The organism is uncultured Microbulbifer sp. (assembly GCF_947504145.1).
Lineage (GTDB): Bacteria > Pseudomonadota > Gammaproteobacteria > Pseudomonadales > Cellvibrionaceae > Microbulbifer.
Window position 1 is genome coordinate 279421 of the sequence record NZ_CANNGQ010000003.1, and the last position, 24189, is coordinate 303609.

Consider the following 24189-nt stretch of genomic DNA (forward strand, 5'->3'; position numbering starts at 1 on the left):
GCACCACCAGTAAAATCCCTCTGATATAAGATTCCTGATCCGATGCCTTTCGATCCCCAGCCATACCGGAGTACCACCCCATGGGCCGAGCCTACCAGAACCGCAAAGAATCAATGGCCAAGACCTCGAACATGAAGGCCAGGGTCTACAGCCGCTATGGCCGCGAGATTTATGTAACCGCCAAATCCGGCGGCGTCGACCCCAACGGCAACCTGGCCCTGCGCAGCCTCATCGACCGCGCCAAGAAAGACCAGGTCCCCGCCCACGTCATTGAAAAAGCCATCGACAAAGCCAAAGGCGGTGCCGGTGAAGACTTCGCCCGCGCCCGCTACGAAGGCTTCGGCCCCGGCGGCTGCATGGCCATCATCGAATGCCTCACCGACAACCCCAACCGCACCTTCGGCGACGTGCGCCAGGCCTTCACCAAAACCAAAACCAAAATCGGCACCGAAGGCTCCGTCAGCCACAGCTTCGACCACCTCGCCATCCTCGCCTTCAAACACGACGACGAAGAAGCGGTACTGGAAGCGCTGATGGAAGCGGACGTGGATGTCACCGACATCGAAAACGAAGACGGCAAACTCACTGTCTTCGCCCCCCATACCGAATACAACAAAGCCAAGCAGGGACTAATCGAAGCCTTTGGTGAGATAGATTTTGACGTCGACGAGATTCAGTTTGTGCCGCAGACCTACACCGAGGTTACCGGGGATGATGTGGCATTGTTTGAGAAGTTTATGAATATGCTTGAGGATTTGGAGGATGTTCAGGCGGTTTATCACAACGTAGAAAACCCATAAGGATTTCAATTTGCTGCAAAAGGGGCTGACCTTTAGCCCCTATTCCCTTCTATAGGGTCAAACCGTAAAAACAAAAAAGCCCCGCATCGCGGGGCTTTTTTGTTTGCTTTAGTATTCTAAAGACTTTGATGTGGTGCCAGGGCGGGACTTGAAAAACGCCATGAACCCCGCCGAACACAACACAAAGAAAATGAAATCAAAAAATGTAGCACCAAAAGTAGCACCACATTGCACACCTAGGTTGAGTTTTCGGACAAATATTAAGCAACCCCAACCACACTCACCGCTGACCAGCTCGTACTAGAGACCTCTCGCAACTCTAATCGCCTGAGTTCGATGCAAGTGAGGAGCCAGCAAGCCCATTTTTATTTGAAGCCTCACTTTTTTATCAGCATCAGTTTCACGCCTCCAATCTCGGAACGCCCTACCGAACATAGTTTCGACTTGGCGCTGAGAATAGCCTTCACCCAAAAATTCACCAAAAGTTTTCACCTATTAACTCCACCGCGCAGGATACACAGCTACACCTCTATACATGCAGCAAGTGACCCGCCTTTACATACCACCTAGAACACTATTTATCCATTCTATTCTTTGGCAGGTAACTGGAAGGAAGGTCACCTTAGGGCTTTGTACTGGCGAAGCTGGAAAGAAGGGTGCCGAAGGTCAATTATTTCGCCCCAGCACCCTTTACGGCTATTCGAATCAAGCCAAGGAAGGTTTTAATCAGTTACTTGTGAATGAGAACTTTGCGCTGAAAGTTTCGCCCGTCTCCTCAACTTCGAAGCTAAAATCAAGTGAAACGGTCGCGCCCCCGGTTAAAGGAGAAATCAACTCAAAAATAACTTCAGAACCGTCAACCAAAAGGTACCCTTCTGAAAGATTTGTAAAATAAGGAGAAACTACGTCAGTGGAGTCAGTTGCGGAAACTTTCGAAATGGTAAAGTCCGCTCCTTCAGCAACCAGCTTAAACTTCCCTAAACTTACAAAAGACTTGCCGGCCACGGCCGCATTGGTAGATCCAATTAATGAGTATGGGAACGACACTTCGGAATAATTTACTGAGAACAATCCTGAGTCTTTATACAAGCGAACTCTAGGCGGAACCGCCTGAATTGTCACAGTATCTTCAGCACTACTTTCGACGCCGTCATCAACGGTAAGCTGTACGACGTAACTACCCTCAACATCGGCTACAAAACTGGGAGCTTCAGATTGAGGGTAATCAATAGTCGCAGTGCTACCAGTTGGGGTCGAAGTAAAAGACCAGCTATAGGTCAGCACATCGCCATCAGCATCGGAGCTTCCCGTTCCATCAAGAGAAACAGTACTACCCACAATCACATCGCGATTGTCACCCGCATTAGCCACCGGTTGTGAATTCACAGTTGCTGCCGTGACTGTAACAGTATCAGCAAGGCTATCCTCTTCACCGTCATGGACTATCAGCTGGGCTACATATGAACCATCAGTATCGGCAATAAATGAAGGAGTTGAAGCTGTTGAGCCAGTGAGCTCTGCACTACTTCCTGATGGTTTAGATATTAACGACCACTGATAGATTAAAGCATCACCATCAGCATCGGAGCTCTCGCTACCATCAAGATTAACTACCGACCCAGTTGATACATTCTGATCGTCTCCAGCATTCGCTACAGGTCTCACGTTATCACTGGTAGAAACTACAACCACTGTATCAGGCTGGCTTTCCGTGAACCCATCACTAACGACTAATTGAATTTCATATGAACCAACTAAATCAGCCGTAAAGGTCGGGGAGGCATAAGTGGAATCATTAAATTCCGCCGCGCTTTCTTCAGGAAGAGATTTGAAACTCCACAGATAAGACAAGTTGTGCCCGTCGGCATCGGAGCTGGAACTTCCGTCTAAAGTTACACGTGTGCCGACCACCACATCCAGGTTCTCACCAGCATCCGCAACTGGTGGCGAATTTCCCGTGGCGGCAGTTACGACAAAGCTATCCGGGGCACTACTTTCAACCCCATCATTAACCACGAAATGCACCTTATAGACGCCGTCTATGTCTGGTGTGAAAGTGGTTGTCGGATTTGATGAATCGATATTGTCGAACAACGCTGAACTTCCTTCAGGAGCTGCCCACAGTCTCCAACTGTAGGTCAAACTATCCCCGTCAACGTCAGAACTTCCACTCCCATCTAACGTAACAAGCGTTCCTGTCGTTACGAACTGATCACCACCTCCGTCCGCTACCGGAGGCGTATTCTCTGCAACGACCTTTACCAGATGGGTAGCTGCTTCACTGCTGTCGATCCCATCGTTTACAACCAACTCAACGACATAGTCTCCTTCGACATTGGCAACAAATGTAGGACTAACCGCGCTTGAATTACTAAATTGAGCACTACTGCCATCTGGGACATCGACGAACCGCCATTCAAACGATAAGGAGTCATCATCTGCATCTGCGCTCATTTCTCCATATAGCTGAACCGTGCTATTAACCAGATATTTGTTCTTATCAGCGCTAATTTCGGCACGCGGAGGGGTGTTTGTTTTAACTATCACTGTATCCGGAGTGCTGCTTGCAGATCCGTCATTAACTACCAGCTGTATTTCATATGTCCCAACTTGATCAGCTATAAAGCTCGGAGACTCCACTGTCGAATCATTGAATTCAGCTGAACTGCCAGAGGGTAGAGAAAGGAACGACCACTGATAAGTTAAGGCGTCCCCATCAGAATCGGTGCTAGAAGAGCCATCTAAAGTAACCGTGCTGCCGAGTGCGACAACACTATCCGAACCAGCATTTGCAACGGGAGTTCGATTTGAGGCAGTAGGAGTAGAGTTGTCCGTCCCACCGTCTGAACCGCCACCTCCCCCACAACCTGACAAACCGCCCAATACCAAGGTAATTGAGAATAGAAGACCCCTAACGATACTAGTCATTTTAATCCTTTTTATGTGCGCTATTTCACAAAAGGAATTAAACGACACGCCGACATTTGCGTCAATGAGCGCTCTGCCCGAAAACGACGCAAACTGATCGACATTCAATCAAATCGGCTGGAAAATTACATTTTTTCGCTGCTTTCCAACATGCAAGCCCACACAAGCCCCGCTAAGGGGCCTACAAGTGCTTTTCAAGCCAACGGAATGGTTGAGCTTGCTGGCTCGTCAAACACGCTCAAAAACCAACCTGAACGCATCTACGCACAGCGACCGATAACTGGCAACAACAATTCACAGCTTTGCACCTTTGGCTTAAGGCGGCTTGCTGAAAAATCATTAGTCGCCATGGGGCGCCTCGCCTTTGTTTTTACTTTTGCCAAATATGAGTTTCGCTCAAACGCCCGCCCCAAAGAATCTGGGTCGCCCCTTCTTACAAGTCTATAACAGCTAGTCGGGACGTATAGATGCCCACACCCCCAGTTCTCCCAGTAATATTTGGCCTTTTCTATTATATTATGAGGATGTTGATTGCGGTTAGCATCGATAATTAGCGTCATATGATAGTGCTGCTTACAACTGGAATCATGCTCTCTCACCCAGATATAACCAACTCGTTTATGCCCTGCTGCACGGAGGTGCTTCCTTAACCTGTTCACAAAATCTGTGACGGGTTTATTATCACATGTATATTCATTTAACCTTAGATCAATTCTAAAAACCAATATTTTGCAATGATATGAAAGCATCGCATTCATTTGATCGGCAAGTCGCTCTAAAATTTCTAGATAATGCCCCCGAAACCTGGGCGCACAGTAAAGTTTAAATGCATTCTCACCTATATTGACTCGGGTAGCTTTAATTATTTTTTTCATCTTACCCCAACATAACCATGTGATTAAATTCGATTAGGGAGTCCTTCGAGGCATCACACGTAAAGGTAGGTGAACCAGCCTTAATAAAGGTAAGATATAAATATAATATATTATTAATTACCGAGCTTTTACATATCGCAGCGACTCGCTGAACCCCCTTTAAATTAAAGGGGGCAAAGAAATGTAGCTTATCTTTTCCAGGGTAAAATTTCGGAAGGCTGGGCTTTGCTACCTCGATCATATGGCATCACCCTTTGCCAAATTTTCAACGAGCTCATATACATCCTCCGCGCGCCAAGCGGTTGTTCTTGGCCCTAATTTAACACTCTGCGGGAATCGTCCAGATTTGACTCCCGCCCACCATGTACTTTTGCTAATCGGTAATAGCTTCAGCACCTCAGGTAGGCGAATGAAGCCTAATGGGGCGGGGTTGTATTGATTGTCAGCCATGTTGTTCTCCTATTCATTCTCAACATGGCTGCGTATTTAATAGATCAAACTACGTGCTTTGGGGAATATTCCCTGAGTTCAATGGAATATTCTCCCAGATACTTTACGCTACACGAGCTCCTTGGCATCAGTGAGATATTTCGCCAACGTTTTCTGGCCTACACAACCTTCGATTCCCTTGGCTTCTAGTGCCATAAGTACCGCTTGCGCATCCTTTGTCGGTGCCCCAGTAAGCCCATCAAGAATGCAGTCAGACAGAGCTGCAATCGTTTTTAGGTAAGAATTAATGGTCTTTTTAGCTATTTTTGGTGATGTAGAAGACTCTTCATTTTCGACTTTCGGGGAAGTTTCAGTCGGTTTTTCGTCATCATCACCATTCTGGATATTTTTTGAGCACTCAATTAGAGGAGTAAGCCGAGCCGCAGCTCTCATATCATGCGGCATCAAATAGTCTCCTATGCTCTTTCGGCTGAATATGCACCTTGATACATCAAGCGCCTCATCACCGGCGGCGATATGGACTGGCTTTATCAGCTCCAACTTCGTAGCCTGCTGCCCCTGAACGTCACCTGAAAAATGGATAGCGGCCTCATCACATAAAGAGACGTATTGGTTTAGAGCCTTATCCAGAGCAACTTCCAGCTTATCCGCTAGCTGGTAATGCAGTTCTGCGCTATTTTCCGCATTTTTACCTAATAAAGAGGCAACATTTTGATTTTCTGCTTGCTCACACTCTGAGGCAACACGACGTCTCACCTCATCAAGGGATTGAAAGTGGCTAAGATCATTTGCGATCAATACAGCCTCTTCTAAAGTGATAGATTCTTTAAATTTCAAAATTTGTACTCCGTAGATGGCCTTTAAGGACAGCGAGACCTCCTATACCAGCTCCACAACTTCAAGACTCTTTGGCACTCTCTCAGGCTCGCTCGCCCCTATCGACCGAAGGCCATCCAGGTAGTCTGCCCACCATTGCATCATTTCTGTACGCTCTTCAAGGTGCCTTGCATGATGAATATAAGCTGCCCTCACTCCATTTCTTTCTTGATGTGACAACTGACGCTCAATAGCATCTGGATTAAAGCCTGACTCGTTAAGAATTGAGGAAGCGGTCGCACGGAAGCCATGCGGGTTAGCCTTGCTCCTATCCGGTCGATTACCATCGAAACCAAGCTTGAAGATAGCTTTGCGCATCGTATTGTCAGACATTGACTTCGAGCGCTCCTTTTCGGAAGGAAAAAGCAGTGCATACTGGCCACTAATGGAGCGAATCTGCTCTATGACAGCAAGCGCCTGCTTGGAAAGTGGGACAATATGCTCAGTGCCCATCTTCATCCTATCCCCGGGTATACGCCACCTAGCATCATCTAACTCAAGCTCTTCCCAACGGGCTCCGCGTAGTTCACCGGGACGCACAAAAGTAAGAAGCAACAATTTCAATGCTAGTTTGGTCAGCAATCGACCAGTTTTATCATACGTTTCCAGCGCATCAAGAAATATTGGTAACTCTTCACGAGGCAAAGAGGCTCTATGCCGACTTTTTGTAGCCTTTAACACCCCAGAAAGCTCACTAGCAGGATTATGGGTTAAGCGCCCTGTTTGAACCGCGTACGCACATACTCGACGAATATCCTGTAAAACTCGTTTTGCGACATCCATCGCTCCGCGACTCTCTACCTGACGGATTACGGTAATGACATCACCAGGTAAAATGTCGGCAATAGGTCTCTCGCCCAGCAATTGGAAGCTGTTTGTCTTTAACCTACTCCATATTCTCGCCGCATGATTCTCACTCAACCCGCCCGAGTGATGCTCCCACCACTCCCTAGCTAAGGCCGAAAATGACTGCTCCGCGCTGAGCCTTGCTTGCTGTTTTTCCTGCTTTCTCTCCAGACTTGGGTCGACCCCCTTAGAAAGCAGCCGCTTTGCGTCGAGAACCTTTTCGCGGGCTTCTTTTAAGCTGACCGTCGGGTACACCCCCAGCGCTAGCGTTTTCTGCTTACCCATGAAGCGATATTTCAAGCGCCAATACTTAGAGCCATTCGGTTTGATCAGAAGACGCAAACCCTTCTCATCGGACAAAAAAACGTCCTTAGCTTCGGGCTTCGCTTGTCGAACTTTAGTATCAGTAAGAGCCATCGTGGTGCTACAAATCAAAATTGAACCAAGGTAGCACCAAAAATAGCACTAGGTAGCACCGGTTGACAATGAACATGACTGGACGAAAATGGAGCTAGAAGGCAAAAAAAAGCCCCGCATTGCGGGGCCTTTAGGACTTTGCCGGATTTGTCCGGACTTTAAGATGGTGCCCAGGGCGGGACTTGAACCCGCACGAGCATAGCTCACTACCCCCTCAAGATAGCGTGTCTACCAATTCCACCACCTGGGCAAAAACTTTGCAGTTTTTGATTTAAGCCTTTCGGCTTACTGAGGCTGTTCCTCAGTTTGCTCTTCGCTACCGGCTTCTGGCAGTTCGGCCTGAGGGGCTTCTTCTGCTGCTGGCAGCTCACCTGCGGCCGGAGCTTGCTCCTGAACTTCAGGGATATCGCTGTCGGTCGCTGCTGGCTCGCGGGATTCTACGGCTGCCGGTACTTGCGGCATGCCGTCGATCGCCGGGGCTTCGTCACGGCTGGCGAGGATGGCCAGGCCGAAGCTGGTGACGAAGAATACCGTCGCCATGATTGCAGTCAAGCGGGAAAAGAAATTTCCGCTACCCTGGCTGCCGAATACGGTATTGGAGGCACCGGCGCCGAAAGAAGCGCCCGCTTCCGCACCCTTGCCCTGCTGCATCAGGATCAGGCCGATGATGCTCAGCGCGGTAAGGATGTGAACGATTAAAACCAGTTTTTCCATTGTCCAGAAAACCTGCTAGGGGCTTATGCCCTGCTCAAAAAATTTAACCTGTTGCGTGGCTCAGTTGGCCGCGCAGCAGATTTTGGTAAATTCGTCTGCCTTTAATGAGGCGCCGCCTACCAGTGCGCCGTCGATATCCGGCTTGGCAAACAGTTCCTCGGCGTTGGCTGCCTTTACGCTACCTCCGTAGAGGATTTGCGTTGCGCCGCCCGCTTCGCCCAGTTGCTGGCGAATGAACTGGTGCACTTCCTGCGCCTGTTCCGGGGTGGCGGTTTTGCCGGTGCCGATAGCCCATACGGGCTCATATGCGACGACCGCATTCTGCCAGGTCTCGGGCAGGCCCAGGGCGATTACCGCCTGAATCTGCTCGGCCACGATCTGCAGCGTTTTGCCGGCCTCGCGCTCCTCCAGGGACTCGCCCACACAGAGGATCGGGATCAGGCCTGCGGCCTTGGCTGCGGCATACTTGGCGGCGACCAGCTCGTTGCCTTCGCCATACAGGCTACGGCGTTCCGAGTGGCCGATGATCGCGTAGCGTGCGCCACAATCCAGCAGCATCTCCGCAGAGACTTCCCCGGTGTAGGCACCGGAAGGCTGCTCGCTAAGGTTCTGTGCGCCCAGCTCTGCCTGGCCCATCTTGTCCGCTACGACACCCAGGTAAGGGTATGGCGGGCAGATGACCACCTGAGCGGAGCACTTGCCGGACTCCAGTCCGCTGTTCAGCTTTTCCAACAGTTCCACGGCAAATGCTTTGGTGCCGTGCATTTTCCAGTTGGCAGCTACCAGGGTTTTACGCATGGGTGCTCCTCCAAGGGGCGCAAATCTTAGCGGTATTGCCGGTAACATACAACCAGCGTTTTTGGATTATTGGTGGTTTTCTATCGGTTTTTCTATTTGTGAATCAAGGGCTTCCGGTGGCCTTGGGGTTAACCGAATGCCACCGGTGGCACATCAGGTATTGCCGACCCGCTCCACGACCTTGGCGATGTCGCCGGCCAGTTGTTGGACGACTTTGGGGTCTTTCCCCTCAACCATGACCCGAATAAGGGGTTCGGTACCCGATGGTCGCAGCAGCACACGGCCACTGCCGGCCAATTTGGACTCCACCTGGGCGACGGCGCCCTGTACGTCGGCATGGTCCAGCACGCCATCGCGGCTGGCGAGGCGTACATTGATCATGTGCTGAGGCAGCATTTCCATTTTGGCGGTGAGCTGGTGCAGGGGCTCGCCGAAATCACTGACCGCGCGCAGTACTTGCAGGGCGGAGATGATGCCGTCGCCGGTAGTGGTCACATCGGTGCACACGATATGCCCCGAGGATTCGCCGCCCAGGGTCCAGCCGTTCTTGTACATTCTTTCCAGCACGTAGCGATCGCCGACTTTGGCGCGGGCGAAGGGTATGGCGCGATCCTGCAGGGCCAATTCAAAGCCGTAGTTACTCATCTGGGTGCCCACTACGCCGCTGCAGCCGCCGAGGAACTGCTGGCGGTGGATGGCGATGAGAAACAGCAGCTGGTCGCCGTCGATCAGGCTGCCATCTTTATCGACGAACATGACCCGGTCGCCGTCGCCGTCGAAGGCGATGCCCAGATCGGCGCCGCGCTCGACCACGGCCTTCTGCAGCTGCTCGGGTTTGGTGGAGCCACAATCGAGGTTGATGTTGAGGCCGTCTGGCTGGGTTCCGATGGCGTGCACTTCGGCCCCCAACTCACGAAACACCTTGGGGGCGATGTGATAAGTGGCGCCGTTCGCGCAGTCCAGCACGATGTTCAGCCCCTGCAGGGAGTAGGCCCACGGGGTGCTGGCTTTACAGAATTCGATATAGCGGCCGACGGCGTCGTCGATGCGCCAGGCCTTACCCAGGTCTTTGGCAGTTTCCATGGGCAGGTCGAGAGCGGCTTCGATGTCCGCCTCTACCTGGTCCGGCAGTTTGCTGCCATCGCCGCTGAAGAATTTAATGCCGTTATCCTGGTAGGGATTGTGAGAGGCACTGATGACGATACCCGCCTGGGCGTGAAAGGTGCGGGTGAGGTAGGCGATGGCCGGAGTTGGCATCGGGCCGAGCAGGCCGACGTCGACACCGGCGTTGATCAGGCCGGCTTCCAGCGCGGCTTCGAACATGTAGCCGGAAACGCGGGTGTCTTTGCCGATGAGGATTCGGCTGCGGCCACTGCCACCAGTGCCTTTAACACGGGCACCGAGCACCTTGCCGGCCGCGTAGCCGAGGCGCAGCATAAAGTCCGGGGTGATTGCGCCCTCGCCTACCAGGCCGCGGATGCCGTCGGTGCCGAAATATTTTCTGCTCATCTTACTTCTCGTTTTCAATCGCGATTTTTTTCGCGGTGTATTCGTTCTGCACCTCTCCTGCCTGGGCCTGCTCTGCTCGCGAACGGCCGTGGATGGGTTCGCCTTCAGGGCAGGCTCTTACAGGGGGTGGTCGATTAGTTTTTGCATTTTCAGGACGTCGGTGGTGGCAGCGACGTCGTGGACTCGGATAATTTTGGCGCCGCGCTGGGCGGACAGCATGGCCAGCGCGAGACTGCCGGGGAGCCGCTGGTCGACGTTGCGGTCCAGCAGGCGCCCGATCATGGATTTGCGGGACAGGCCCACCAGTATGGGGATGTCGTCCGGGGCCAGTTGCGGCAAATTGCGCAGCAGGGCCAGATTGTGCTCATCGTTTTTACCAAAGCCGAATCCAGGATCGTAGATCACCCGCTCGCGGGCGATGCCGGTGTCGATACAGGCTTGCAGGCGCTGGTCGAGGTAAGCGCGCACTTCGGCCACCACGTCGGTGTATTCGGGTTTGGACTGCATGGTGCCGGGCTGCCCCTGCATGTGCATGAGGCACACGGGCAGGCTGGTGGTGGCGGCTGCTTGCAGTGCACCGGGGCGAGTGAGTGCTCGCACATCGTTGATTAGCCCGGCGCCGGCCGCGGCGCTTTCGCGGATTACCGCCGCGGTGCTGGTGTCCACGGAAATGACGACGTCGAGGCGCTGGCGAATGGCTTCCACCACCGGCACCACCCGCTCCAGCTCTTGCGCTTCCGACACCGGCTCGGCGCCGGGACGGGTGGACTCGCCGCCGATATCCAGGATCGATGCGCCATCGCGCACCATCTGTTCGGCCCGCTGCAGCACAAGGTCGAGATCCAGTCCGCCGCCGGCGTAATAGCTGCCGCCATCGGAGAAGGAGTCGGGGGTGGTATTCAGGATACCCATCACCTGAGGGCTGGTAAGGTCCAGGGTGTGGGTTCCGCAGTGCAGCTTCATAGGCGTGAAAAGCGTGTTATGGGGCTGGGATGGTTATTCGGGCAGTTAGACAAAGCGGGCCAATTGGCCCGCTTTGTGTCGGTGAGTCTGCACTTACCGTATTTGCCATGTCGCGGAGGCGATCAGCTCAGTGGCCGTTGACCGGGCCACCCACGGGGCTCTCTCCATCTTGGGAGCCGTCTTTGGGCTTTTCGTCCGCTTCCGGCACTTCGTCCGCAGGGCCGCCGCCGGTGTAGTCGTTGTCGTGCCAGTCTTTGGGCGCGCGCACTTTGCGACGCGCCATCAGGTCGTTCACCTGTTCCGCATCCAGGGTTTCGTATTCCATCAGCGCGTCTTTCATCGCTTCCAGAATATCCCGGTTGTCTTCCAGCAGTTTTTCCGCACGCGCGTAGCAGCTGTCGATGATGCGGCGCACTTCCTCGTCGATATCGTTGGAGGTTTTGCCGGAGATGGGGTTGCCCTGGCCGGGCTGGCCGGTCTCGTCTTCACCGTAGTGCAGCGGGCCGAGCTTCTCGGACAGGCCCCACTTGGTCACCATACTGCGGGCGATATCCGTGGCGCGTTCGATGTCGTTGGAGGCACCCGTGGTCACACCGTCTGCACCCAGGGTCATCTCTTCGGCGATACGGCCACCGAACAGGGAGCACAGCTGGGATTCCAGCGCGCGCTTGCTCAGGCTGTATTTGTCTTCTTCCGGCAGGAACTGGGTGACACCCAGCGCGCGGCCGCGGGGAATAATGGTGACCTTGTGCACAGGGTCGTGTTCCGGTACCAGGCGGCCGATGATGGCGTGGCCGGCTTCGTGGTAGGCGGTGTTGGTCTTTTCTTTCTCATTCATCACCATGGATTTGCGCTCGGCACCCATCATGATCTTGTCGCGGGCGCGCTCGAACTCTTCCATGCTGACCATACGGCGGTTGGCGCGGGCGGCGAACAGCGCGGCCTCGTTCACCAGGTTGGCCAGGTCGGCACCGGAGAAGCCGGGGGTGCCGCGGGCGATGGTCTGCGGATCCACATGCTCTTCCAGCGGCACTTTGCGCATGTGCACCTTGAGGATCTGCTCGCGGCCGCGGATATCCGGCAGGCCGACAAATACCTGGCGGTCGAAACGGCCCGGGCGCAGCAGCGCCTTGTCGAGTACGTCGGGACGGTTGGTAGCGGCGATGACGATCACGCCTTCGTTACCTTCAAAGCCGTCCATCTCTACCAAGAGCTGGTTCAGGGTCTGTTCGCGCTCGTCGTGGCCACCGCCCATACCGGCACCGCGATGGCGGCCGACGGCATCGATCTCGTCGATAAAGATGATGCACGGGGCCTGTTTCTTGGCCTGCTCGAACATGTCGCGCACCCGGGAGGCGCCCACACCCACGAACATTTCCACGAAATCGGAACCGGAGATGGAGAAGAACGGTACTTTCGCCTCCCCGGCAATGGCCTTGGCCAGCAGGGTTTTACCGGTACCGGGAGGACCCGCCATCAGTACGCCGCGGGGAATGGCGCCGCCGAGGCGCTGGAATTTGGACGGATCGCGCAGGAACTCCACCAGCTCCTGTACGTCTTCCTTGGCTTCATCCACGCCCGCCACATCGGCGAAGGTGGTTTTAATCTGGTCTTCGCCCAGCAGGCGCGCCTTGCTCTTGCCAAAGGACATGGGGCCGGAGCGGCCACCGGCACCGCCCTGCATCTGGCGCATGAAGAACATGAATACAGCAATGATGATCAAGATCGGGAAGCTGGCTACCAGCAGCTGCTGCCAGATGCTGGGGGATTCCGGCTCACGGCCATTGAACTGAACGCCGCCGCGCACCAGCTCGTTGGTGAGCTCGTCGTCGATGATCTGTGGCTGGATGGTCTTGAAGCGGCTGCCGTCGGCTTTTTCACCGGTGATGACCAGGCCGTCCACCAGCGCGCTCTTGATCTGGCCGGACTGCACGTCCTGCACAAATTCGGAGTAGCTGACAGACTCGTCCCGGGTTTGTGGCTTGAAGTTCTGGAAGACCATCAGCAGTACCGCAGCGATGATCAGCCACAACACCAGGTTCTTTGCCATATCGTTCAAAGGGTTTGCCCTCTTGTCCTGTGCCTTGGGTTGAGCCTTAGCAGGTAAATCCGTTCCACCCAGTATAGGCGGCGAAAATCGTAAATCTGTCGCCCCAGTCATCCAGCCCCAAATCCACTGCTGGGAAGGGTCAGAATGACGGGGGTGTGGCGCCGGTCCAGGCCAGCGCAGGGTGCCGTTTTACCACACCGCCCGGGCTGCGCCAAAGCGGTGGATACGCATTGGTCAATCTTTGAGTCAGCCCTTGAAGCCGCGCGCGACTACGTAGACTTCGCGGGAGCGGGGACGGGATGCACCGGGTTTGCGGGTAACCACGGTCTGGTATTGACTGCGGAGATCGCGGATCAGTTCATCGAAACCTTCACCCTGGAACACCTTGGCGACAAAAGCACCACCGGGTTTCAGGGTCTGGCGCGCCATGTCCACCGCCAGCTCCACCAGATACATAGAGGCCGGCTGATCCACAGCGCGCACACCACTCATATTGGGGGCCATATCGGAAATCACAAGGTCGGCGCGCTCTTCACCGAGCTTTTCCAGCAGCTCGTTGAAGACCTTTTCTTCAGTGAAGTCGCCCTGCACGAAGTCCACCCCTGCCAGGGCATCCATCTCTAGGATGTCCGATGCAAGAACCCGACCTTTGTGGCCGACCAGTTCTGCGGCCACCTGAGACCAGCCGCCAGGCGCGGCGCCGAGATCCACCACGGTCATGCCCTGCTTGATCAGGCGATCCTTCTCCTGCAGCTCCTGCAGTTTGTAGGAGGCACGGGAGCGGTAACCGTCTTTCTGGGACTGTTTGACGTAGTGGTCGTTGAAATGTTCACGCAGCCAACGGTGGCTGCTCTTTGATCGGGCCATCAGTTACAATACATCGCTAATTTCTGGGGTTGTCCGCGCACGGGTTACCCGATTTAAGGATGGAGTATTGTATGCCTTTAACAGCCGACCGTAAAAAAGCCTTGCGCGCACGCGGCCACACCCTCAAACCAATTGTCACCATAGCCGACAAAGGGCTCACCGAAGGGGTGATTGAAGAGCTGAATCGCGCCCTGGAAGATCACGAGCTGATCAAGGTGAAACTGGCGGTCAACGACCGCGATGCACGCCGGGAGCTGATCACCGAGCTATGCCAGCAGAGCAAGTCCGAGCTGGTGCAAGAGATTGGCAAGATCGCGCTGATCTTCCGCAAAGCCGACAAGCCCAACGCGCGCCTTTCCAACCTGCTGCGCCCCTGAGCGCTCTGTCCGAAAACCTCATCCTCCGGGGCCAGCTGCTTTCAGCGGCCCCAGCCGCCTCCCGCGAAACCTCCCCCGACCAGCAGATCCTCTACACTGAAAGCGAAACCCTGGCTGCGCCTGAGCGCTGCCCGCAGCAGTATCGCTCCATTCACTGTACTGGAGACCTTCCGTGAAGATTCCCCACAGGATGTGGGTGCTGCCCACCCTGCTCTGCGTTAGCCTGCTGGCAGCCGTTGTCGGCTTTGCGCAAAGCAGTGAACAGGAAGATGGCGTCAAGCCTCGCGGCGAGCCCTTCAAACCTCAACGAGACACCACACCCACCCCGCCAGAACCGGAGGGGGACGCCACCCGCAATATCCCCGGCTTCCCGAAAGAAGCGGAAGTCTGCGCCGAGTGCCACGACCTGCAAGGCGAAGGGCGCCCGGGACTGGCACCGCGCATTGCCGGACTGCCGGTGGACTACTTCCGCCAGCAGGTACACGGCTTCCAGGCAGGCAAGCGCAAGAACACCACCATGCACGCGCTGTCTGAGGAAGTGACCGACGAGGTGCTGGACAAGATCGCCACCTACTTTTCCTCGCGCCCGCTGCCCAAAATCACCCCCATATTGCGCGGTACCCAGGCTGTCATAAGCGACCCAGTAGAAAAGCTCGCCTATCAGGGCGACTGGTCCCGGGAAATTCCGGCCTGCGTCACCTGCCACGGTGCCTCCGGTATAGGCGTCGGCAATATTCCGCCACTCGCCGGGCAGCACGCGGTGTATCTCAAGGCCCAGCTGCAGGACTGGAAAAAAGGGGGGCGCACCACAGACCAGGATCAGGTGATGCAAAAAATCGCCAGCCAGCTGAGCGATGAAGAAATCGAGGCCCTGGCCAATTACTTCAACCAGCTCGGCAAACCGGGGGGGCAGTGATGCGACTCATTCAATTTGCGTTACTGGCTGCAGTGCTCGGGTTAACACTGACCGCCTGCGACCGCGGTGAATCTGGCAAGCGTGCCTCGGACCAGCCCGGCACCGAACTGCCGGACCGGCAGGAAGCCATTCCCAGCCCGGATGCGGATTCCGGCCTGCCAAAAATCCAGCCGCGGCCCTTTACGGAGATTCCTGATAGCGCCTTTGGGGAGAAGATAAAACGCGGCTATCAACTGTTTGTAAACTCGCAGGAACTGCGCGGCAAATACGTGGGCAATGCACTGAATTGTGTGAACTGCCATATGGATGCAGGTCGCCGCGCCGATGCCGCGCCCTTGTGGGCCGCCTACTTTGCCTACCCCGCCTATCGCAAGAAAAACGACAAGGTGAACAGCTTTGCCGAGCGCATCCAGGGCTGCTTCACCTATTCCGCCAATGGCGCACCACCGCCGGCAGACAGTGCGGAAATGATCGCCCTTTCCGCCTACGCCTACTGGCTGGCAATGGGCGGACTGATGAATCATTTCGGCATCGACGGAGCGGTGCCTGAAGTTTCTGATGAGGATCTGATTACCGGTGCCAAGCGGGAAGACTTCCCCCTGCCAGACGCCATCGCCACGGCGCTGCCGGTGGAACAGCGGGACAAACTCCCCGGCCGCGGTTATCCAAAACTGGAAAAGCCCGCACGCGACTTTTCCCCGGACAACGGCAAAGAGGTCTTTGCAAAACACTGCATGGCCTGCCACGGCCCGGACGGCCAGGGCTATGAAGCCGCCGGCATCTACAACCTGCCGCCGCTGTGGGGCAAAGACAGCTACAACTGGGGTGCGGGCATGCACCGGGTAAATACTGCGGCCGCGTTCATTCACGCGAATATGCCTCTTGGAAAAGGCATTCAGCTGACACCCCAACAGGCCTGGGATGTGGCGGCGTACATCAACGCGCAGGAACGCCCGCAGGATCCGCGCCTCGCCGACTTTGACGGCGACGTGCAAAGGCTGAAGGAACGCTACCACCAGCATCCCGGTTTTTATGGACAAAAAATTGATGGGAAAATCCTGGGTGAAAATGCCTACCCGGACTTTCAGCAGATGCATAAAAGAAATTGACAGGAAACACGAACAAGCAAAATTGAAACGCGAACAGAGTGCCGAATGTTTTCAGCACTCTGCTCCGGGCAGGCTTTTATCGAGTGGGCGTCGGCGGGATAAAACTCCGTGGCAACTCGGTGGGCATGGGAATCGTCCGGCTCGGCACCGGCGCGGCAAAACGCAGCGGCGCCGCCATTCCCGCACAGGCAGGATCCAGGTTCTGCCCCCAACCCTCACCGGCGCAAAGCGCTACCGGCACCACAGACTGCAGGTGAGCATCCGCCTCGGACCAGGCCTCAGGCAACAGCCCCTGCACCGCCACACTGGCGCGAGGGCGAATACGCAGTGAGCCGATGCGGTTGCGCTGCCCCTGCTCTACCCGATAGTCATCCGCCGATGAGGGATTGATCGGTTTGTTGGTCACCGCAACATCCCGGTGGATACCGTAACGCAGGCTCATCATCGTGGCCTCGAACAACATCGCGGTATCTTCCCAGGGGGTTGCGTACGCGTAAAAGTCGCTGGCGGTATCCGGGAAGAAAAACTCGGAAATATCTTCCGGGGAGTACCAGCGCTGGGTAGCCGTCGCCTCTGCGCCGCGGTAGCGCACATCGGCGAGGTCAAACAACTCTTCCGACAGCGGCGGATTGATTTCACTGACAGAGTCATTCACCACCCTGCCCTGCAGCGCCGTCTGCGCCTGGCGAAAGAAAATATCACCTCCGTCGAGGCCGCTGTTAATTTTGGTCTGAGACATGGCGTCGTTGGCGTGGGCCAGCTCGTGGTACAGCAGCGAACCGAGATCCGCCTCCAGATGATCGAACGGGCGATCGTAGCGATTGGCGTGACTGTAGCTGTAAAAAACGTAGTCATTGTTTTTTACAAAACGCGCGGGGGTGACAAAGTTGAGCGCAGAACTGAAAGCACTGCGGTAGTCCGGAATCTCACTGATCACATCGCGCTCTTCCGGCGTCAACCACAGGCTGTCCGGGTCCAGGTGAATGGCCCCTGTCAGCGACCAATAATAGGACGGCCGCACATCGCTGGAAATCACCACCGCGGTCACCGAGCGCAGTAGCAGGGCAAAGTCGCTGTACGGATCCAGCTCGGTCAGGAAACGTTCAAAGCGCTCCCCCATCCAGTCGTGAGATACCAGCACGTGATCCATGATGAGATCAACGCTGGGCGAAGCGCTCTTCATGCCGATCAACGGCAGCTCGTTGAGTGTGCAAAGATTGTCGTCATTCAGCTGATTGGAATAAATACAGTCCGCCAGATAGTCGCGGTAAGGACTGTCGGCGCGGTAGCTGTAGACATTATTGAGTGCGAGGGATTTTGCGCAGGCGTCACCCTCACCGTCGCAGTAATACTCACTGGTGATCTGCGGGCGGTCCTGCACCACCACGTAAACCGTATCGGTATAGGAACCTGTAGTGGTCTCCAGCGTGCCTTCGATGGTGATGACCTGATCCCCATCGACCTGGGGCGCGGTGACGAACAACACCGGCTCGCCGGAGTCGTCGGTTTCCAGAATGGCGTCGGGGCCCGACAACTGCCGGGCAGACCAGTCGCGATAGCCGCCAGAGATCTGGGTATAGCCCAGCCGCAGTGAAAACTGTGAGCCCTCACTCACGGCGCGGTCCGCGCGGAACTGCACCCGGGTACCCGTGCTCCCGGGCACTACGGATACATCAAACGTCTCCTGCACCTGATCGCCGTTGCGATGGGTGGCGGTGAGCTGAAAGCGGTAGTCACCGACATTGGCCGCATCAAAACTGATACCGGCGGTGCCGTTGCCCGCCAGCGGCTCCACATTGGGCCCGGCCAGCTGCTCCCACTGAAAACGGGCATACCCCATATCGGAAACACTGCCCACGATGCCGACGGAATCACCCACTGCGGCGGTGCTGTCGCCACTCAGGGTCAGCACCCCCGGCGCCGTGGTGATCGGCGGCTCGGTGCCATCGTCTCCTCCGCCCCCTGAGCCACCGCCACCACAGGCAGTCAATAGAGACAGGGCGAGGACGCCTAGCGGGCGCTGCACTGAGCGGAGCGATCTGAAAGGAAGGCGTGTAACGAGTTCTCGGATGATTGCGGCCATTTTCTGAACTTTCTTATGGTTAGTGCTTTTTATGGGGACTTTTATGAGTACTTTGGCGCCCTAGGTTACCACCGCCCCAACCGATGAGCGATCCCCCTGCTGCCTGCTCTCACCACCCTGCCTCAACCACAAAAAAAGCGGCCACCTTGCGGGGGCCGCTTTTTCAGCAGACTTGCGATTCCGTCTGACGGATCAGGCCGGGTTCATCTTACCCAGTACGCTCTGCAGGCTCTCTTTCGCATCGCCAAACAGCATGCGCGAGTTGTCCTTGAAGAACAGCGGGTTGGAGACGCCGGCGTAACCGGAGGCCATGGAGCGCTTCAGCACCACCACTTTGCCCGCTTTCCACACTTCCAGTACTGGCATACCGGCGATGGGGGAACCGGGCTTCTCAACCGCGTCGGGGTTGACGGTGTCGTTGGCGCCGATGACCAGAACCAGGTCGGTCTCCGGGAAGTCGTCGTTGATTTCTTCCATCTCCAGCACGATGTCGTACGGCACGTTGGCTTCCGCCAGCAGTACATTCATGTGCCCGGGCAGACGGCCGGCAACCGGGTGGATGCCGAAGCGTACGGTTTTGCCCGCCTTGCGCAGTTTGTCGGTGAGGTCGCTCACCGCCTGCTGGGCGTGGGCTACCGCCATACCGAAGCCGGGTACGATCACGATGCTGCTGGCATTTTTCAGGTCGTCCGCCAGTTCGTCGTGGGTGGTGGCTACCGCTTCACCCTCTTCTTCGCCATCGGCACTGGCCACAGCACCGTCGGAACCGAAGCCGCCCAGGATCACACTGATAAAGGAGCGGTTCATACCGCGACACATGATGTAGCTCAGGATGGCACCGGAGGAGCCTACCAGAGCGCCGATCACGATCAGCAGGTCGTTGCTCAGCATGAAGCCGGTGGCCGCAGCGGCCCAGCCGGAGTAGCTGTTAAGCATGGAGATTACGACCGGCATATCCGCACCGCCGATGGCGGCGATCAGGTGGATACCCAGCAGCAGCGCGATACCGGTCATCACCAGCAGGTTGATGATGGTGGCATTGCTCACGTCCGCGGGGATGAACTGGGCACCCAGTACCAAACAGATCACCAGGGCGATCAGGTTCAGCCAGTGGCGCGCCGGCAGCATCAGCGGTTTACCGGAGATCAGGCCCTGCAGTTTGCCGAAGGCAACGATAGAGCCGGTCAGGGTGATGGCACCGATGAATACGCCGATGTAGATCTCGGTGTTGTGCACGATGTGCGCAGCACCTTCGAGATTGATACGCGGATCCAGGTAGCCGCCCCAGCCGATCAAAACCGCGGCCAGGCCCACAAAGCTGTGCAGCAGGGCTACCAGCTGTGGCATTGCGGTCATCTCCACCTTGCGCGCCAGGTGGATACCGATCACGGCACCAACGCCCATGGCGATGCCGACAGGCAGGTAGGCACCGGAGGTGATGCCGGCCACGGTGGCGATGATGGCAATCGCCATACCGACCATGCCGTAGTAGTTACCGCGTCTTGCGGTTTCGTGGGTAGACAGTCCGCCGAGGCTCAGAATGAACATCACCGCAGAGAACAGATAAGCCATGGAAATTACACTATTCATGTCTCTTTCTCCTTAGCGACGGAACATTTTGAGCATACGGTGGGTAACGAAGAACCCGCCGAAGATATTGATGCTGGCGAACAGCACCGCGATAAACGCCATCACGGTGACGACGAAGGAACCGGTCGCGCCGACCTGCAGCAGAGCACCGATGATCACAATACCGGAAATGGCGTTGGTCACACTCATCAGCGGGGTGTGCAGTGCGTGGGATACGTTCCAGATCACCTGCCAGCCGATAAAGATCGACAGCACAAACACGGTGAAGTGAGCGACGAAATCCGCCGGCGCAAATTTACCCAGCGCCAGCAACAACAGACCGGCCACGGCCCAGAAGGCCACCAGCGACAGCGGCGAAGATTTCTTCTCCGGCTTCGGCTCTACCTGAATCTGCGGCTCCGGCTTTTTCTGCTGGGGTGCAGCAGAGATTTTCGGCGCGGGCGGCGGCCAGGTGATTTCACCTTCCTTCACTACGGTGGCACCGCGGATCGCTTCATCTTCAAAGTTGATGTCGATCTCGCCGTTCTTCTCCGGTGTCATGTCGGTCAACAGATGACACAGGTTGGTGGCGTACAGAGTGGACGACTGGGTGGCCGCGCGGCTCGCCAGGTTGGTGTAACCGAGGATGGTCACGCCGCTCTTGACGACTTTCTGGTCCGCTTGGGTAAAGTCACAGTTGCCGCCCATTTCCGCCGCCAGGTCCACAACCACGGAACCGTCGGCCATGGTTTCCACCATGTCCGCCAGCCACAGCTTGGGTGCCGGTTTACCGGGGATCAGTGCGGTGGTGATGACGATGTCCACTTCCTTGGCCTGTTCGCGGAACAGCGCCATTTCAGCGTCGATAAACTCTTTGGACATCTGCTTGGCATAACCGCCGGTGCCGGCGCCGTCTTCCTCGATTTCCACGGTGAGGAATTCCGCACCCATGGACTCTACCTGCTCGCGAACTTCCGGGCGGGTATCGAAGGCGCGCACGATGGCACCCATGCTCTTGGCGGTACCGATGGCGGACAGACCCGCAACACCGGCGCCGATCACCAGCACCTTGGCCGGTGGAATTTTACCGGCGGCAGTGATCTGGCCGGTAAAGAAACGACCGAACTCGTGGGCCGCTTCGATCACCGCGCGGTAACCGGCGATGTTGGCCATGGAGCTCAGTGCGTCCATCTTCTGGGCGCGGGAAATACGTGGAATGGATTCCACCGCCAGCGCATTGATGTTCTTTTCCGCCAGTTTCTTCAGCAGCGCTTCGTTCTGCGCCGGCTTCAGGAAGGCAATCAGAGTGGCGCCGCTGGGGATCAGGTCCAGCTCCGCTTCGTTGGGCTGCTGTACTTTCAGTACGATGCCCGCCTGGCTGAGACACTCGGCTGCGTTGGCACACAGCTTGGCACCGGCCTGTTCGTATTCTGCATCGGGGAAGCTGGCTGCTTCACCGGCCCCCTGTTCGATGACAACGTCAAAGCCCAGCGACTGCAAGCGCTTGACGCTGGCTGGCGATGCCGCGACCCGCGCCTCGCCCGGCGCGGTCTCCTTTGGTATGGCAATAATCACCGTTTGTGCTCCCGTTTATAAAAATTGTCGTTGTTATATGGCTCGCGAAAATGAGCCGACCCGATTTTCCGGGTCATTTGTGTACCGCGTTATTTAATTCCAATTGGCACATCTCGCCATCAGTGTGCGCCGACATTGAAGTGAAAGCGAGTGCCCCCGGGAAAAACAGGTTTTCCCGGAAAAAACTAAATCCGTTTCGGTAGGACGATGCATTAAAGAGAATAAGCCTGGCGAACGGAAATAGAGGATTCTTATTACTCGTTTAGTGGAATTCTATTAAAAATGCGGAAAAACGATCAAAAAACAGTAGATTACGTTACAAAAGAAACCAAAAACTGGCGCCAGCGACTGACTATTGTGTATTTAAGTGATTTTAAGTGACTTAAACGTTGCCTTGGAAATTTGGCGTAAAAGTATTCCCCGCGAGGTTATTTAATTCATATAAGGGAATATTTGGTTAACTATTCCAATAGGTTTCTTTTAACACCCAAATAACATAACGCTTTGATATGGAAATAATTCAGCATTGGAATAGGTAACAATTAAAACCATTAATGGCGTTAAATAATTATCGATTTACCTGAAACTATTTCTCATGCAACGGATTACAAAAAATGCGAGCCGCGGGTTAAATCCCCCGCCTTTTCACGGGCCACTTTTCAGCCGCATTCAGGAACCGCTTCGGGAGAGTGATTTTACCTGCAGGAACCCCAGCCCCTGCAGTTTCTCTTGCACCCCCTCCGACTGCAGGTATTGCAGCAGACGAATGGCCAGATCTCGCTCGCGGGTGTTACGCAAGATCACCACCTGCTGATGAATCGGCGGGTGAAAGTGGGCGGGAATGCGCATGAACTGTCCGTGACTGCCGGCAGCGAGGGCCTGCCCAAAGGGAATCAGCCCCATATCCCCCTGCCCCTGGTGCAGAAGAATCTGGGCATGGCCCGCGTGGCCCGCATAAACCACCCGCCCACGCAGGCGTGGCCACAGGCGCAGCTTCTTCAGCATACGCACCGCCGCGTCTCCATCTGGCGCCAGTTGCGGGTCTGCCACCACCACCTTGTGCTTACCCCGCCCCAGCAGCAGGATCAGCTGGCGCGGTGTGAGAGCGGTGTCGGTGCTTGCGAGTTTTGCCGAGAGGGTGGAGAACCCGGAGGATTTGTCTGTGGAGATCTGCCGGCTGACCCAGAGGGCAAGTTGGCCGCGGGCGTAGGTCTGGCGGCTGGCGGGCACGGTGAAGCCAGCCTTTTCCAGCAGCACAGGGCGCGCGCTGTCGGCGGAGAGAAAGAGATCGAAGGGTTCACCGGCGCGAATCTGGCTGTACAACAGGCCGCTGGCGCCAGCGGTGATTTTGAGGCGGCAGCGACACTGCGCCTCGAAGTTCTCCCGCAGCGCCTCTAGCGCCGGCTGGAAACCAGCATCGACCGCGAGCCTCAGCTCAGGAGGCTGGCGCAGGCCACAACTGCCGAGAGCCAGTAGTACAGCGCACACGCAAGCATATGAGAGGAACCGTGCGAACAGACCTGCGAAAACCCGAATTCGTAGCCGCACTGCCATGGGCACCTACCTCCCTGTCCCGGAAACTTCCATTCACCGCTTTTTCACCGCCCAATCAGCATGTCCCGGGCAATACCAGCAATACGTGCAACATCTAGGGCGCCAGGCGCCGAAAGTCCTCCGGCCGGTTTACATTCAGGTGCCAGTCCCCATCCGGGACGGGCAGCTGCATACAGCCCAGGTAACCAAACAGCGCCCGCATCGAGGCAATCGCATTGCCGGTTGCCGCGGCGTCCAGATACTTCCCGCTGCGCGCGTTGATAGGCAGCCAGCAGGGCAGGTAAAAATCCCCGATGCATACCGCCTGCTCCACCGTCTGCCCCGCAGCACAGAGTTGCTGGAGCAGCACCGGGCTCAGCAGCGGCATATCCACCGGTACCACCAGCAGCGCATCGCAACCCAGCTCCCACTGATCCAGGTGCCGGGCGACGGCCTGCAATCCCCCCAGGGGACCGGCACTCGGCACCCGATCTGGTATACCACCAGGCCGGGCACCGCTCACCAGTGTCGGCAGCAATTCAACGCCTTCGGGCGGGCGCATCGCATCAAATACGCTTTTGGCCTGCTCCAGGAGCGTGCGCCCATTGGATAATTTTAGCAGTGCCTTGTCTTTCCCCATGCGGCTGGACTGACCACCCGCCAATACCACCGGACAAACGCGCCTGAGGCCCGGTCCGCGGTGCTCCTGCGCACTGGAAAAATCGGAATTTGCCGTCATTGGTTCACATCATTCCTATTTATAAACACCAGAACCTGAATCCTACACCTATTCCCAGCGCCCACAGTCAAAACTCCACAACCAAGTGGTAGTGTTCGGCCAGACCGCACCACATAGGCGCACCGAAGGGAGCGCGCTGCACCCGCAGTGTGCAGGCGCCCGCCAGTAATTGACCATCACGGGGCAATATGGCCG

20 protein-coding genes, 1 tRNA gene and 1 pseudogene are annotated in these 24189 nt (G+C 56.1%); 5 read left to right on the forward strand and 17 right to left on the reverse strand.

Annotated features, from left to right (window positions below; genetic code table 11):
- The first annotated feature begins 80 nt into the window (after positions 1–80).
- A complete protein-coding gene (locus Q1A74_RS11865) occupies positions 81–800 on the forward strand; it encodes a YebC/PmpR family DNA-binding transcriptional regulator (RefSeq protein WP_299596078.1) in 720 nt (239 codons plus the stop codon).
- A gap of 726 nt (positions 801–1526) precedes the next feature.
- On the opposite strand, the gene Q1A74_RS11870 is transcribed toward Q1A74_RS11865, so the two are convergent.
- Positions 1527–3728, reverse strand: a complete 2202-nt coding sequence (locus Q1A74_RS11870) for a PKD domain-containing protein (RefSeq protein ID WP_299596080.1) — start codon at positions 3726–3728, stop codon at positions 1527–1529.
- Between the two features lie 15 nt (positions 3729–3743).
- Between Q1A74_RS11870 and Q1A74_RS11875 the strand changes: the two genes are divergently transcribed.
- The gene (locus tag Q1A74_RS11875; RefSeq protein WP_299596082.1) at positions 3744–4175 is read left to right on the forward strand and encodes a hypothetical protein; all 432 of its coding nucleotides are present in this window, start codon (positions 3744–3746) and stop codon (positions 4173–4175) included.
- 80 nt (positions 4176–4255) lie between these two features.
- Here Q1A74_RS11875 and Q1A74_RS18430 read toward each other — a convergent pair.
- From Q1A74_RS18430 to rlmE, 11 genes and pseudogenes are all read right to left on the reverse strand, one after another.
- Positions 4256–4603: pseudogene (locus Q1A74_RS18430) on the reverse strand (inovirus-type Gp2 protein); the annotation flags it as partial.
- 237 nt (positions 4604–4840) lie between these two features.
- Positions 4841–5053, reverse strand: a complete 213-nt coding sequence (locus Q1A74_RS11880) for an AlpA family transcriptional regulator (RefSeq protein WP_299596084.1) — start codon at positions 5051–5053, stop codon at positions 4841–4843.
- 108 nt (positions 5054–5161) lie between these two features.
- Positions 5162–5890, reverse strand: coding sequence for a hypothetical protein (locus Q1A74_RS11885; RefSeq protein WP_299596086.1), 729 nt, complete (start codon positions 5888–5890; stop codon positions 5162–5164).
- A gap of 42 nt (positions 5891–5932) precedes the next feature.
- A complete protein-coding gene (locus Q1A74_RS11890; RefSeq protein WP_299596088.1) occupies positions 5933–7192 on the reverse strand; it encodes an integrase arm-type DNA-binding domain-containing protein in 1260 nt (419 codons plus the stop codon).
- A gap of 164 nt (positions 7193–7356) precedes the next feature.
- Positions 7357–7442, reverse strand: a tRNA-Leu gene (locus Q1A74_RS11895).
- 35 nt (positions 7443–7477) lie between these two features.
- Positions 7478–7906, reverse strand: coding sequence for a preprotein translocase subunit SecG (gene secG, locus Q1A74_RS11900; RefSeq protein WP_299596090.1), 429 nt, complete (start codon positions 7904–7906; stop codon positions 7478–7480).
- Positions 7907–7966: 60 nt separating this feature from the next.
- Positions 7967–8704, reverse strand: a complete 738-nt coding sequence (gene tpiA / locus Q1A74_RS11905; protein ID WP_299596092.1) for a triose-phosphate isomerase — start codon at positions 8702–8704, stop codon at positions 7967–7969.
- 153 nt (positions 8705–8857) lie between these two features.
- Positions 8858–10213 carry a phosphoglucosamine mutase gene (gene glmM / locus Q1A74_RS11910; protein ID WP_299596094.1) on the reverse strand — a complete coding sequence of 452 codons (1356 nt, stop codon included), beginning with the start codon at positions 10211–10213 and terminating at the stop codon, positions 8858–8860.
- Positions 10214–10330: 117 nt separating this feature from the next.
- Positions 10331–11176 (reverse strand): dihydropteroate synthase, encoded by an 846-nt coding sequence (gene folP / locus Q1A74_RS11915; RefSeq protein WP_299596096.1) that lies wholly within the window; start codon positions 11174–11176, stop codon positions 10331–10333.
- A 127-nt stretch (positions 11177–11303) separates the two neighbouring features.
- Positions 11304–13226, reverse strand: coding sequence for an ATP-dependent zinc metalloprotease FtsH (gene ftsH / locus Q1A74_RS11920; protein ID WP_299596987.1), 1923 nt, complete (start codon positions 13224–13226; stop codon positions 11304–11306).
- 246 nt (positions 13227–13472) lie between these two features.
- Positions 13473–14093 (reverse strand): 23S rRNA (uridine(2552)-2'-O)-methyltransferase RlmE, encoded by a 621-nt coding sequence (gene rlmE, locus Q1A74_RS11925; protein WP_299596098.1) that lies wholly within the window; start codon positions 14091–14093, stop codon positions 13473–13475.
- A 71-nt stretch (positions 14094–14164) separates the two neighbouring features.
- Between rlmE and yhbY the strand changes: the two genes are divergently transcribed.
- The 3 genes from yhbY (at position 14165) to Q1A74_RS11940 (ending at position 16495) form a co-directional block, all read left to right on the forward strand.
- Positions 14165–14470: a ribosome assembly RNA-binding protein YhbY gene (yhbY, locus tag Q1A74_RS11930; protein ID WP_299596100.1), complete on the forward strand. Its 306-nt coding sequence runs from the start codon at positions 14165–14167 to the stop codon at positions 14468–14470.
- A 172-nt stretch (positions 14471–14642) separates the two neighbouring features.
- Complete coding sequence (locus Q1A74_RS11935; RefSeq protein ID WP_299596102.1) at positions 14643–15386, forward strand: c-type cytochrome; 744 nt, start codon at positions 14643–14645, stop codon at positions 15384–15386.
- Entirely contained in the window at positions 15386–16495 is a 1110-nt protein-coding gene (locus Q1A74_RS11940) for a c-type cytochrome (RefSeq protein WP_299596104.1), read from the forward strand. Before Q1A74_RS11935 ends, Q1A74_RS11940 begins: the two co-directional genes overlap by 1 nt.
- Positions 16496–16571: 76 nt before the next feature.
- Here the strand turns inward: Q1A74_RS11940 and Q1A74_RS11945 are convergent, their stop codons facing one another.
- From Q1A74_RS11945 to Q1A74_RS11965, 5 genes are all read right to left on the reverse strand, one after another.
- Positions 16572–18521: a hypothetical protein gene (locus tag Q1A74_RS11945; protein ID WP_299596106.1), complete on the reverse strand. Its 1950-nt coding sequence runs from the start codon at positions 18519–18521 to the stop codon at positions 16572–16574.
- Between the two features lie 249 nt (positions 18522–18770).
- On the reverse strand, positions 18771–20168 hold the full coding sequence (gene pntB, locus Q1A74_RS11950; protein WP_299596108.1) for a Re/Si-specific NAD(P)(+) transhydrogenase subunit beta: 1398 nt from the start codon (positions 20166–20168) through the stop codon (positions 18771–18773).
- 12 nt (positions 20169–20180) lie between these two features.
- Positions 20181–21722 (reverse strand): Re/Si-specific NAD(P)(+) transhydrogenase subunit alpha, encoded by a 1542-nt coding sequence (locus Q1A74_RS11955; RefSeq protein ID WP_299596110.1) that lies wholly within the window; start codon positions 21720–21722, stop codon positions 20181–20183.
- A gap of 669 nt (positions 21723–22391) precedes the next feature.
- The gene (gene modA, locus Q1A74_RS11960; RefSeq protein ID WP_299596112.1) at positions 22392–23210 is read right to left on the reverse strand and encodes a molybdate ABC transporter substrate-binding protein; all 819 of its coding nucleotides are present in this window, start codon (positions 23208–23210) and stop codon (positions 22392–22394) included.
- Positions 23211–23370: 160 nt separating this feature from the next.
- Entirely contained in the window at positions 23371–23994 is a 624-nt protein-coding gene (locus tag Q1A74_RS11965) for a molybdenum cofactor guanylyltransferase (protein ID WP_299596114.1), read from the reverse strand.
- Positions 23995–24189: the final 195 nt, after the last annotated feature.